We start from the raw sequence: 12,693 nt of genomic DNA, 5'->3' as shown, positions 1-12,693 counted from the left end.
ATAGTTCAGCGGGCAAATTGTAAGAATTCCAAAATCTCACTGAAAGCCCTTAAGTATTGCTAATACAATAGAATACATATATATAAGAAGAGGTAATATATTATTTGTCCTACAAGAATAAATACTACAACAAAAAAAACTTGATAATAAAAAAGTAGTAGAAATGAAAAAACCCTTAAGCTTAGCTTAAGGGTTTATATATGATGTAAGATTGTTCTTAGTTCAAATTAGTTTCGAACTGCAATCCTTTTGCCTCAGTTACATTTAAAGATTTAGAATAAGACAGTAAAAACTGAATAGTTTCTGGTTTAGCTTTTACTACTTTAGTGTTATTCTGGTTCTTAGTGTATAATTTTTCCATGCTATTTGTTGTTTAGGTTCATCTAAAGAACGACACATGGATGAAGATAGTAGATCCACTCGACCTAAGACCAATTAATTCGTTAAAACTATATTATTGGCCTCAACAAGCTTTCTAAGGTTTATTAAAGCGTAGCGCATTCTTCCTAACGCAGTGTTAATACTCACACCCGTATTATCGGAAATTTCTTTAAAGCTCATATCTTTATATATACGCATCTCTAAAACTTCTTGTTGATCCTCCGGTAGCTCTTTTATCATTCTCAATAGATCAGTATCTATTTGCTCTTTTATCAATTGCTTTTCCGCATTCAATTTGTCGTCCCCTAATAATGAAAAGATATTATAACTTTCCTTGCTATTATACATTGGCATTCTGTTATGCTTTCTAAAATGATCAATAACAAGGTTATGAGCTATACGCATTACCCATGGTAAAAATTTACCCTCTTCGTTATAGGCACCTCTTTTTAAGGTTCGTATAACCTTCATAAAAGTATCTTGGAAAATATCTTCGGTAAGTTCACGGTCACCTACTTTAGAATAGATAAATCCTGTTAACCTAGAGTTATGACGATTGATTAAAGCTTCAATAGCTTTTTCGTCTCCTTGAATATATTGCTTTACTAATTGGGAATCTTCAACTTGTACTACCATAACGTTACTTGTAGGGTTAAAATGCAGTCCCAAATTCAAAAAGAATAAGGGTCTAATGGTTAAATTCTAACTTAAAAAGTAATGTTGCGTTATAGGCGTATTGAATTAAAATGAGATTCCAAAGATATAAAAAAATAAATACTCTTATAAAAATGTGAAAATTTCTTACTGCATTTTTAGATAAACGGCATTTTTTAGTTCAGAAAAAAGGCAAAGCGTATCTTTGTATTCTTAGAAATTTGTATGCCTACACTTACCGAAATAAATCCGAAAGAAAACATTATAATCAAGGGTGCTAAATTGCACAACCTAAAAGATATTGATGTTGTTATACCTAGAAATAAACTTGTGGTCATTACAGGACTTTCAGGTTCTGGAAAGTCTAGTTTAGCTTTTGACACCTTGTACGCAGAAGGTCAAAGACGCTATGTAGAAAGCTTATCATCCTATGCCCGACAGTTTTTGGGCAAACTGGATAAACCTAAGGTAGATTACATTAAAGGTATAGCCCCAGCTATTGCAATTGAGCAAAAAGTGAATTCTACCAACCCTAGATCAACCGTTGGTACAACCACTGAAATTTACGACTACATAAAACTTTTGTTTGCGCGTATTGGTAAGACCTACTCCCCTGTTTCTGGTAACGAAGTAAAAAAACATACTGTTACAGATGTTGTTAATCATGTAAAAGCTTATACCGAAGGTACCAAGCTCTTACTTTTAGCACCTATTACCATTCGTGAAGATAGAGATGCCATAAAATCATTGGAATTATTTTCAAAACAAGGTTACGCACGTATTAAATATAATGACAGTGTAATGCGAATAGATCAAGCTCCCAAGGATATTGGCAAAAAGTTTGATCTTGTAATTGACAGAATCATTACCAAAGACGACGAAGATTTTTACAATAGATTGGCAAATGCCGTAGATACTGCCTTTTTTGAAGGTAAGGGCGAATGTATGATCGAGGAACTGGCAGATGGCAAACAAACACTTTTCAGTAATAAGTTTGAATTAGATGGTATTACGTTTCTTGAACCGAATGTTCATCTCTTTAGCTTCAATAATCCCTACGGTGCTTGTCCAAAGTGCGAAGGGTACGGAGATGTTATCGGTATAGATGAAGATCTGGTTGTACCAAATACGGCATTATCGGTTTACGAAAATACGATTTTCCCATGGAGAGGAGATAGCATGAGTTTTTATAGAGATCAGTTGGTCAACTCAGCATATAAATTTGATTTTCCAATTCATAAACCTTGGTTTGAACTTACTGAAGAGCAAAAACAATTGGTTTGGGATGGTAATGCACATTTTATAGGACTACATAAGTTCTTTGGGATGTTAGAAGAGAAAAGCTATAAAATACAGAACAGGGTAATGCTCTCAAGATATAGAGGTAAAACCAAATGTAATGTTTGTAATGGCAAAAGGTTACGTCCAGAGACAGATTATGTGAAAGTTGGCGGAGCTTCCATTTCTTCATTGGTAGGGTTATCCATAGAAAAACTGATTCTGTTTTTTAACGACCTTAAATTAAATGAAAATGACGCAACCATTGCAGCAAGACTTTTAGTTGAAATAAACACACGGTTAGGATTTTTGGATAAGGTGGGTTTAAATTACCTAACCATTAACAGAAAATCCAATACATTATCAGGTGGAGAAAGTCAGCGTATAAATCTAGCAACCTCTTTAGGTAGTAGTTTGGTAGGTTCCATGTATATTTTAGATGAGCCAAGTATTGGACTACACCCAAGAGATACTGAAAATTTGATAGAGGTTTTACTATCGTTACGTAATCTGGGCAATACCGTTATAGTGGTTGAACATGACGAAGATATCATGAAGGCCGCAGATATGGTTATTGATATAGGTCCAGAAGCCGGTACACATGGCGGCGAAGTAGTGGCTCAAGGTACACTTAAGGAAATACTTAAGTCAAAATCGCTCACGGCCCAGTATCTAAATGGTAAAATGGAGATTAAAGTTCCCAAAGAACGTAGAACTTCAAAAAACCATATTACTATAAACGGTGTTCGTGAAAACAACCTTAAAAACATCAATGTTACTTTTCCTTTAGATATGTTAACCGTAGTAACAGGTGTATCTGGTAGTGGAAAAAGTACTTTGGTCAAAAAACTGTTATATCCTATAGTACTTAAAGAAACTGGGGGGTATGGAGAAAAAGCAGGTCAGCATACTTCTGTGGAGGGTAAGTACAAACATATTAAACATGTAGAATTTGTAGATCAAAATCCGATCGGGAGATCTTCACGCTCTAATCCTGTAACATACATAAAGGCATATGATGATATTAGAAGTTTGTTCGCTGGCCAAAAACTGAGTAAGATCAGAAATTACCAAGCAAAGCATTTTTCATTCAATGTCGATGGCGGTAGATGTGAAAAATGTAAAGGTGAAGGTGAAATCACCGTAGAAATGCAGTTTATGGCTGATGTTCATTTGGAATGTGAAACCTGTGGTGGTAAACGATTTAAAAAAGAAGTACTTGAGGTCACTTTCAATAATGCGAATATAGACGATGTACTTAATATGACCATTGACGATGCTATTCAGTTTTTTGAAACCGGAGAGCAAACCAAAATAGTCACTAAACTAAAACCTTTACAAGATGTTGGTTTGGGGTATGTAACATTGGGACAATCTTCATCTACCCTTTCCGGTGGAGAGGCACAACGTATTAAATTAGCTTCTTTTTTGATTAAAGGTAGTACCAAAGAAAAAGCGCTCTTCATTTTTGACGAGCCAACTACGGGATTACATTTTCATGATATTCAAAAACTATTGAAATCATTTAACGCACTTATTAAGAAAGGACATTCTATTGTAGTCATTGAACATAATATTGATTTAATTAAATGTGCAGACTACATTATTGATCTTGGTCCAGGTGGTGGTGAAAATGGTGGACAATTATTAGCCGAAGGTACTCCAGAAGAGGTTGTAAAAAGCAAAAAATCGTACACGGCGAACTACCTAAAAGAGAAAATAAATTAAATTCACTCCAAAAGCAAAGTATTTAAATATATTACAAACCATTGATTATCAATATTATAATCAATGGTTTTGATTTTTGGCACGCTGTTTGTAATGTACTAAGGGAATGTAAATAATTACATTTAGAACAACTGCTCCACGGGGCAGATTTAAACCTTATATTATGAAGAACTTAGTACTCCTTTTTACAGCGATGATTTTTAGCACCACAGGTGTTTTCGCTTCAGGTATTAGCGAAGATAAGGTTGCAAACAGCAATACTTATAGATATGACAACTCATTTATTTTTATAGAAAACGGAATTACTTTTTCTGTTTACCCAGATGGTGAATTTGATTTTTATATTGAAAACCAAGTAACAGGAAGTAGAAACGGAGTAACGTTCAATTCAGGTTACGATTATAGTCCATTTGCTCAATATGATGATTATGGTGCTGTAATTCAAGTAGAAAATGTGCCTATTTATTATGACTATTATGGTCGTGTTAATCAAATTGGTGATGTTAATATCAATTACAGAAACAACAGAGTACGTAGTATAGGTGGTATGTATGTATACTATAACAACCGTGGTTTTTATGATTACCATACCGGTTATATCAATATTTACAACAGAAACTATGTGTACCGTCCTTTCCATAGATGGTTCGTTAGACCTGCAGTAGGATTTAGTTTGGTATTTAATAGTCCGTACAGAAGATATTACACACCAGTAAGATATTCTTACTACAGACCTTATAGAAATAATTTCAGAAGGGCTTATGTAAATGTTGGTAAGCAGTATAGATATAATAAAGTAAGAAATAACAGAACTAAAATTTATAGAAACGATAAGCGTGTAGCAGTAAGAAACAACACATACAGAAGTAACAGATCGGTGGCTAAAAGAGACAATGGATTAAGAACCGGTAGATCGGTTGCCGCTAACAATACTTCAAGAAACAATAGAAACTCAACGGTCAATAGATCTACTACTGTTAGACGTAGTAATACCAATAGTGGTAGAACCACGCAAAGCAGAACGGTTACTAGAAGTTCTAATAACGGAACAGTTAAAAGAAGTACTACAGTAAATCGTAGTACGCCAAATAGAACGGTTACAAAAAGAGAGGTTACACGTACACCAAAAAGTACTACGGTAAAAAGAAGTACTACAATGTACAAGAAACCCGTTAGCAGAAGTGCAAATACTAGAACAGCTACAAATACCAGAACACAGCGTAGCACTGTTACAAGAAAAGCGACCAAGAGTCCTTCTAGAAGTACGGTAAGTAGAAGTTCTAATTCAAGATCTGTAAGTAAAGCTCCTTCTAGAAGCTCAAGCTCTAGAACAAGTTCTGCAACTAGAAGTAGTAGAAGAAATTAAAATAAGTTTTTAGGTTGGTTAGTTGTAAAGCTCCGTAATGAATTCATTCATTGCGGCGCTTTTTTAATGCAATAATCCCTCCTCAGGAAATAATTTTCTAAACTTTTTAGGTAAACTAGCAACTATCTTCATTTTCTCTTGGGTAAAAGGATGAATAAACTCTAAGGTGCCGGCATGTAAGTACAGACCTTTACCCTTTAATTGCAACCCTTCAAGAAAATAAGTAGCATCGCCCAAAATGGGATTTCCAATAGAAAGTAAATGTTTTCTAAGTTGATGCCTTCGCCCCGTTCTCGGATTTAGCTTTACCAGATTTAAAAATGAAAAACGTTCAGACTTTAGAGATTTTACTACCTTAAAACTAGAACTAGCAGGTTTATCATCTATAGCATCATCAATAACCCCAGCTGGTATTTGTGAACCAATGGTTACGGCATAGTACGTTTTAGTAATTTCTTTATGTTCAAATAATTTGTTGAGTGCATTAATTGCGCTACTGGTTTTCCCAACAAGAAGCAATCCAGTAGTTGCATAATCTAAACGATGTACCGGTTTTGGACTTACGGCATCAAACAATGTACTGGGAGAAAGGTTTTGAGCTAGTGCATTAGCCACGGTTTTAAATCCGTTACCGCTTACTAAAATTCCTGCTGGTTTATTAATTACCGCCATATACTCATCCTCGTAAATAACTTTTAAGGTAAGAACCAATCTAGTGTTGGTTTCCTTCTCTGTGGCGTGATATATTATAATTTCCCCACCTTTAATAAAAGTTGCTGTACTGCCCACTACCCCATCTACCGTAATCTGATTTTTTTTAAGCGCTTTCTTTAAAGCGGATTTTGTGGAAATCTGTTGAAATATCCCTACTCCGTATTCCTGCAACCTAATTGGGTCAGTTAGTTCTTGAACAATATGCGTCTGCTTCAAAATCATCTTAAGCCCAAAGTTAACTCTGTTTTATTAGTTATCCATTTAAATACTTTAGAACTACTAAAATACTTAAGTGAGTTAACCATGCTACCTATATAAGTTTAATTTTCACCCAGTTAACAATCCATCATCAAAAACCGAAATGAAAAAAATCAACCATAAGATTCTTAGACAACTTATCATATTGTCGCTGATTATTTTTTTAGGCGGATTGATTATCAAATACATGCTTCCGTATATTTCCGGAGTTTTAGGAGCCCTTACCCTTTATGTAGTTCTTAGAAAATGGATGCTCAAATTAATCAATAAAGGGATAAAAAGAATGTGGGCAGCTATGCTACTTATCTTTGCCTCCCTTGTTGGCATCTTTATTCCGTTGACCGCAGCAGGGTTTATGTTAAGCTCTGAACTCAGTAATTTGGCAGACAAATCTGAACAAGTTACCAAGGCGTTTAAAGATCAACTATTTCAAGTAGAGAAATATATAGAGTATGACATTTCATCTACTATTGACCCCAAACAAGCATCAGGCTGGTTAACGGATAATATGCAAGGTTTTGCCAGTGGCACTTTCAATGTGTTTATTTCATTGGGCATATTGCTATTTCTATTGTACTACATGTTAAAGAGCCCAAAACAATTAAAAGAGTCTCTTTTAGAATATATTCCCCTCAGTAATAAAAATTTAATGACCTTGGGAAAGGAGATTGATAGTGTGGTACGCTCCAATGCTATTGCCATACCACTGGTTGCATTAGCTCAAGGAATTATCGCTCTTATCGGGTTCTATATTTTTGGTGTAGACAACCCCTTATTTTGGTTTGTAATCGTTACTATTGGATCCATGATTCCTTTTATAGGAACATTTATAGGAATATTTCCAGTGTTTGTACTGAGTCTTGCCAGTGGGGAAGACTTTCAGGCTTGGGGAATTTTGCTTTATGGTATTTTGGTGGTGGGTATGACCGATAATGTCATTAGACTTTTCGTTTTAAAACAATTAGATAGCACTCACCCGTTAATTACCTTAATTGGTGTATTAATTGGTATACCTCTTTTTGGTTTTGTAGGACTTATTTTTGGTCCATTAATTATAAACTTATTCTTAATTATTGTAAAAATATACAAACAACAATACGGCATTCAAAAATCGACCAAGCAAAACGAAAATAAGATGTAATTAAAATTTTAAATATTTATTCAAGAATGCATACACATCCTCCGATATTTTAAATCGATATAGAACACCTACATAAAGCGCAATCATCAAAATACTTTTCAACGCAATATTGACTAGCGGATGAAAAGAAAATGAAAATGTTGAAAAAATCACTGCTATAATAATCAGCAAAAGCAATACTTTAATTGTCTCATGTGTAAAAGGCTGCATTTGAAACTTTGCTTTTACGTAGCCCAATTTCAATGAATTATAAATAAAAAAGGCACTGAAACTAGCTATTGCCGCACCGTTTATACCGTAGTTCGGAATCAACCAGAGATTAAAAAGAATAGCCAAAACCGCTAATAATACGCCAAAAAACAAAATAGACCGGTAGTAATCTGAATTAAAAAGTATGGCATTGTTGTTCCCTAAAAGCGCATCATACACCTTTGCCAAACCAACCCAAAATACGATCATAAAACCGCCAGCATATTTATTCGGCAATAATTCATAAAGCTCATTAAGATTCAATAAAATCAATAAAAAAAGTATGCCGGAGACTATGAACAGTGTTAACGAGCTTTTTTGGTATAATTGCGTAAGAGCCGGTATATCCCTACTATTTAAATAATTTGCCGTTAACGGATATGTAATTTGATGCATTGCTTTTGAGGGCACTGCAATGGTTGATGCAATAAAACCAGCTACAGCATAAAAAGCCACATTTTCAAGCTCCAAAAAATTATTCAACATAACCTTATCTACCTCCATCAATACAATAGCAGTAGAACCTCCTAAAATTATTAAAGCACTATACTTTACAATATTTCTCCAATTGTTCGGAAAATGAAAATCTAATTTAGGAGAACGTAAGCTATAAGAATATAATTTCATTATTAATGTTCTCGCAATATAGAAGCCTACCAAAGCATTAATAAAAAATGATATATCTATCAACTTAAAATACAATAGCAGTAGTAATACGGTTTGCCCTACCCTACAAAAAATCTCTTTCATGAAATTGCCGAACATCGATTTCATTTGAATTCGCGCCCATGCATAAAAGACTTCAAAGTATGACATTGCCATACCTACCAAAAAAATATGCCACACATACTCCCTAACCACATCATTTTGTCTAGAAAGCAAATTTCCTATCATATCATTAGCGGCATAGCTAACTACTGCCACCGGTATAATCAAGAACAAAGGCAAAATCAGCATTAAAGTCAAAAATGAATCTTGATTCTTTTGATCCTTAAAACTTGAATAAAATTTGACTAAACTATTGGGAACACCAAATGCTAAAATGGGCATTAAAACTGAAGACACGGACAAAATAACCTGTATTAAACCGTAATTACTTGGTTGCATAAAATTGGTGTACAAAAACAAGGTATTGGCAGCTCCTATCGCAAAACCTATGTAGGTAACAATTGTATTATTTAAAGATTGTTTTAGTACGATACCCATTAGATGTATTCAGCCAATTTTCTGGTGAGCTCTCTTCTGCTAAATTGCTCAATGTTGTCAGCAATAATATTTAATTGCCCTTTCTGATAATTTTCAAACCATCTTAAAATTACATTTTTCAGTTCAATATCATCAGAATGTTCAAATATATAGCCCGTTTTAGTTTCTTCAACAATACTTTCTACGTCCCAATTCTTAGGTCCTATTCCTAAAATTGGTCGCTTGGCTGCCATATATTCAAACAGTTTACCTGGTACAATTCCAATGGTTTCCTGAGAATCTATTTCTACCAGTAATAATACTTGAGATTTTCGTTGATATACCAAAGCTTCTTGGTGAGAAACATATCCAATAACTTCAATAAAGTCCTGTAATCCAACTTCTTTTATAGTTGATAGTATTTCATCACTGACAACACCTATAAACTGTAGTCTTAATGCCTCTTTAAATGCAGGAAATTCATCTACCATTTGTGCCAAAACCGACCATAATTTCACGGGATTTCTACCGGTTAATAATGACCCTATATGTGAAATGGTAAATTTTGAATCTAACCCATCATCAGTCAGCAACTCCCCATCAAACCCATTGGTAATAACCTTTATTGGTTTACCTGTAATGTTTTTAAATTCCTTTTTTGTAGTACTGCTAGTAACTATAATTTTGTCTGCCGTATGAAGAACTTTAGCTTCTAATAGTTTATGTTTCTTTTTTGCCGATTTGGTTAATTTCAATTTCTTATGATAGCCAATAGTTGTCCACGGATCGCGAAAGTCTGCAACCCAATGTACAGGTTTCCCTTGTTTTAAATAATAGCCAATTAAATGCACACTGTGTGGAGGACCAGTAGTTATTATAGTATCAATACTCTCTTTAGCCAACACATCTTTTAGGAAGTTTACAGATGGTTTTACCCATAACTTTCTTGCATCGGGTATAAAAAGGTTTCCGCGAACCCACAAAAGAACTTTCTCTATAAAAGATTGGTTTTTCGTCTGTATGATTCCAGAGCTAATACGCTGCGTTTTTTGACTTGAAAAGAGTGAAGCAATGCGATAAGGTTCTTTAATTTTATGCTTATAGATTTTTATATCAGTGGGTACATCTTGAGAAAAAGTATCATCTAACATGGGGTAATGAGGATTCTCAGGAATATATAGTACCGGCTCAATACCAAAATCTCTAAGGTATTTCACAAACTTTAGCCAACGTTGAACTCCTGGTCCGCCAGCAGGTGGCCAATAGTACGTAATGACCAGCACTTTTCTCATTATGATTCCTCTTCTTTTTTAGACCTCCAAAAAGAAAAACCTAAACCACCTACAATTACCAGTCCCAATAAAATAGTACTTGCTAAAGTAATTTTACTACCCGTAGCTACCACCTCTGGTTCAAATTTGAACTCTATTTTATGCTCCCCAGAAGGTACCGAAAGTGCTCTTAATACATAATCAACTTTGAAATAATCACTTTGTTTTCCGTCTATATAAGCATTCCAACCATTTTTGTAATACATTTCAGAAAAAACAGCTACACCTTCATTACTGTTTTTAGAATTATATACTAGGTGATTGGGTTCATAATCTATTAATTCAATAGATGCCGTAGAATCCACTTGATATTCCATTGGCTTAACATCTGCAAATGAAGTAGCGTTAAATACGGCTATATTCTTAGTATCTAAACTGTCAAGTGCCATTATTTCCTCATTGGCATTATTGACCGCATTCAGTTTAGAAATAAACCAAGCATTACCATTGGCATTAGGGTTTTCAATAGGAAAGGTATTTCCTTCTTGATCTTGCCTAATAACATACTTAATGTTCATCATATTCAAGACAGACAGATTACCGTTATATACGTGGAAATTAAACAAATCTTGCATACCGGCAGGTTTTGCGGCATGATACCCCGTTATACTTTGATGAAAATAAGCCGTTTTAGCAGAGTCAAATCCGTCGGTTTGATCAAATACACGAAAAACACCATCATCTTTTGCAATAATTTTATCGGCGGTAGTTTCTTGAAATGGCTCAAGCATTTTACGCTTAGACACAAAATTGTCATTGTTCACATAACGTAAATCAACCCCAACCAAATCTACCACCACTAAAACACCAACAGCGATAATTAAGAAATTCATTTTCAATTTCTCTTTCAAATACAACCAGATCAATAAAGCGGTTGCCAAAGCAAACCCTAAAGAACGCAATAGATCACTTGTATAAACACTTTTACGATCTAAACGAAGCATTTCCGGAAGCTCCTCTAACCCTGTCATTCTCAAATTATCATCGGCAGCACCCACAAAATGAAAAGCTCCTTTAAATAAAAATAACACAACCCCAAGCCCTAGGATTGTAGCTGTAGCTAAGGTCAAAGATTTGATCTTATCGGCATGTGGCACCTTATCCTTAAATAGCTTTTTCAATGCCAATATTGCCAAAACAGGTACGCATAGCTCTAATATAACTTGAATGGAAGACACCGCCCTAAACTTATCGTATAGCGGAAAGTAATCTATCATAAAATCTGTCAATACACTAAAATTCTTTCCCCATGAAAGTATTAATGACAACAATGAGCCAAACAGTAGCCACCATTTATGCTTGCCTTTTACCAAAAACAACCCTAAAACAAATAGAAAGAATATCACCGCACCTAAATAAGCCGGTCCTGAAGTACCTGGTTGTTCTCCCCAATACAGTGGTAGACCACTAACAAAATCCAAGGCACTGGATCTAGCCAAACCTTTATCAATTAGGTAATTGTACGATTTTGAATTCTCACCCAAATTTTCTTGACTTGCGCCACCAAAAAGTCTAGGAACAAATAAATTCAACGATTCAGCAATACCGTAACTCCAGTTAGTAATATAAGCTTTGCTTAATCCGCCAGTGTCCTCTTTAGGCGAACCATCTGGGTTGATCGTTAATTCACTTTTACCTCGCGTACTCCAATCAGCATATTCTTTAGTTGCCATTAACCCTGTAGCATTGGCGGCAATACCTAAAGTTACGGCTATCAACAATATACCGACCGAAGTGAAAAAATGCTTCAATTTTTTATCCTTAATGGCATATATCAAATAAACCACACCCAAAACCAATACAAGTAACATAAAGTAATAGGTCATCTGGTAGTGGTTGGCCGTAATTTCCAAAGCCATAGCCAAAGCGGTTAAAACAAAGCCCCACAGATATTTTTTTCTAAAAACCAATACAATACCACCTAAAAGCATAGGTAGATATGCCATGGCATGAGCCTTAGCATTATGTCCGGCACCTAAAATTATTATTAAATAGGTAGAGAAACCAAAGGCAAGTGCACCAATTACAGCTAACTTAAAATCTACTTTTAAACAACACAGTAGAATATAAAAACCTATAAAATATAGAAATAGATAATCTGCCGGTCTCGGTAAAAACCGAATTAAACGGTCTAATTTTTTAATGTAATTATGTGGGTAATTTGCTCCTAATTGGTACGTTGGCATGCCACCAAAAGCGCTATTGGTCCAATACGGTTCTTGATCTGTAGCTTTTCTAAAATCGTTCTGCTCTTTGGCCATACCGGTATATTGAGCAATATCATGCTGGTACATAACCTTACCCTGCAGAACCGGACTAAAATAAGCCAAGGCGGCGATGATGAAAAATACGACAACAAAAAAATTGATGAAAAAGAATTTTAAGCCTTGCTTCATTTGCTAAAAGTA

General features: G+C 34.7%; 9 protein-coding genes. 3 read left to right on the top strand and 6 right to left on the bottom strand.

Translation table 11 applies throughout. The annotated features are described in order from the left end of the window. Positions 1-217 precede the first annotated feature (217 nt). Together VBZ51_RS14100 and VBZ51_RS14095 are read right to left on the bottom strand one after the other, a co-directional pair. A complete protein-coding gene (locus VBZ51_RS14100; RefSeq protein ID WP_167342518.1) occupies positions 218-361 on the bottom strand; it encodes a hypothetical protein in 144 nt (47 codons plus the stop codon). A 74-nt stretch (positions 362-435) separates the two neighbouring features. Further along, complete coding sequence (locus tag VBZ51_RS14095) at positions 436-1,017, bottom strand: RNA polymerase sigma factor (RefSeq protein WP_058103182.1); 582 nt, start codon at positions 1,015-1,017, stop codon at positions 436-438. Positions 1,018-1,260: 243 nt separating this feature from the next. On the opposite strand from VBZ51_RS14095, the gene uvrA reads away from it, so the two are divergent. Both uvrA and VBZ51_RS14085 read left to right on the top strand, forming a co-directional pair. Then, positions 1,261-4,041, top strand: coding sequence for an excinuclease ABC subunit UvrA (gene uvrA, locus VBZ51_RS14090; protein WP_416577334.1), 2,781 nt, complete (start codon positions 1,261-1,263; stop codon positions 4,039-4,041). 163 nt (positions 4,042-4,204) lie between these two features. Then, a complete protein-coding gene (locus tag VBZ51_RS14085; RefSeq protein WP_416577333.1) occupies positions 4,205-5,407 on the top strand; it encodes a hypothetical protein in 1,203 nt (400 codons plus the stop codon). 63 nt (positions 5,408-5,470) lie between these two features. Here the strand turns inward: VBZ51_RS14085 and VBZ51_RS14080 are convergent, their stop codons facing one another. After that, entirely contained in the window at positions 5,471-6,343 is an 873-nt protein-coding gene (locus VBZ51_RS14080) for an RluA family pseudouridine synthase (protein ID WP_416577332.1), read from the bottom strand. A gap of 139 nt (positions 6,344-6,482) precedes the next feature. On the opposite strand from VBZ51_RS14080, the gene VBZ51_RS14075 reads away from it, so the two are divergent. Then, entirely contained in the window at positions 6,483-7,520 is a 1,038-nt protein-coding gene (locus VBZ51_RS14075) for an AI-2E family transporter (protein WP_416577331.1), read from the top strand. Here VBZ51_RS14075 and VBZ51_RS14070 read toward each other — a convergent pair whose 3' ends face one another. The 3 genes from VBZ51_RS14070 to VBZ51_RS14060 are packed head-to-tail and all read right to left on the bottom strand — an operon-like array spanning position 7,521 to position 12,681. Then, positions 7,521-8,975 (bottom strand): polysaccharide biosynthesis C-terminal domain-containing protein, encoded by a 1,455-nt coding sequence (locus VBZ51_RS14070; RefSeq protein WP_416577330.1) that lies wholly within the window; start codon positions 8,973-8,975, stop codon positions 7,521-7,523. Beyond that, positions 8,975-10,246, bottom strand: coding sequence for a glycosyltransferase family 4 protein (locus tag VBZ51_RS14065; RefSeq protein WP_416577329.1), 1,272 nt, complete (start codon positions 10,244-10,246; stop codon positions 8,975-8,977). The genes VBZ51_RS14070 and VBZ51_RS14065 overlap by 1 nt, the downstream gene beginning before the upstream one ends. Further along, positions 10,246-12,681 carry a YfhO family protein gene (locus VBZ51_RS14060; protein WP_416577328.1) on the bottom strand — a complete coding sequence of 812 codons (2,436 nt, stop codon included), beginning with the start codon at positions 12,679-12,681 and terminating at the stop codon, positions 10,246-10,248. The genes VBZ51_RS14065 and VBZ51_RS14060 overlap by 1 nt, the downstream gene beginning before the upstream one ends. Between the last annotated feature and the right edge of the window lie 12 nt (positions 12,682-12,693).

It is taken from the genome of Maribacter sp. HS (assembly GCF_048059195.1).
GTDB lineage: Bacteria > Bacteroidota > Bacteroidia > Flavobacteriales > Flavobacteriaceae > Maribacter > Maribacter dokdonensis.
The sequence above is the reverse complement of the archived record's forward strand: the minus strand, read 5'-3'. Positions and strand labels throughout refer to the sequence as shown.

Bases quoted from the DNA above. Each gene is read 5' to 3' on its own strand.
- VBZ51_RS14080 (WP_416577332.1), bottom strand. From the start codon at position 6,343: ATGATTTTGAAGCAGACGCATATTGTTCAAGAACTAACTGACCCAATT.
- VBZ51_RS14060 (WP_416577328.1), bottom strand. From the start codon at position 12,681: ATGAAGCAAGGCTTAAAATTCTTTTTCATCAATTTTTTTGTTGTCGTA.
- VBZ51_RS14085 (WP_416577333.1), top strand. From the start codon at position 4,205: ATGAAGAACTTAGTACTCCTTTTTACAGCGATGATTTTTAGCACCACA.
- VBZ51_RS14065 (WP_416577329.1), bottom strand. From the start codon at position 10,246: ATGAGAAAAGTGCTGGTCATTACGTACTATTGGCCACCTGCTGGCGGA.
- VBZ51_RS14075 (WP_416577331.1), top strand. From the start codon at position 6,483: ATGAAAAAAATCAACCATAAGATTCTTAGACAACTTATCATATTGTCG.
- VBZ51_RS14095 (WP_058103182.1), bottom strand. From the start codon at position 1,017: ATGGTAGTACAAGTTGAAGATTCCCAATTAGTAAAGCAATATATTCAA.
- VBZ51_RS14100 (WP_167342518.1), bottom strand. From the start codon at position 361: ATGGAAAAATTATACACTAAGAACCAGAATAACACTAAAGTAGTAAAA.
- uvrA (WP_416577334.1), top strand. From the start codon at position 1,261: ATGCCTACACTTACCGAAATAAATCCGAAAGAAAACATTATAATCAAG.
- VBZ51_RS14070 (WP_416577330.1), bottom strand. From the start codon at position 8,975: ATGGGTATCGTACTAAAACAATCTTTAAATAATACAATTGTTACCTAC.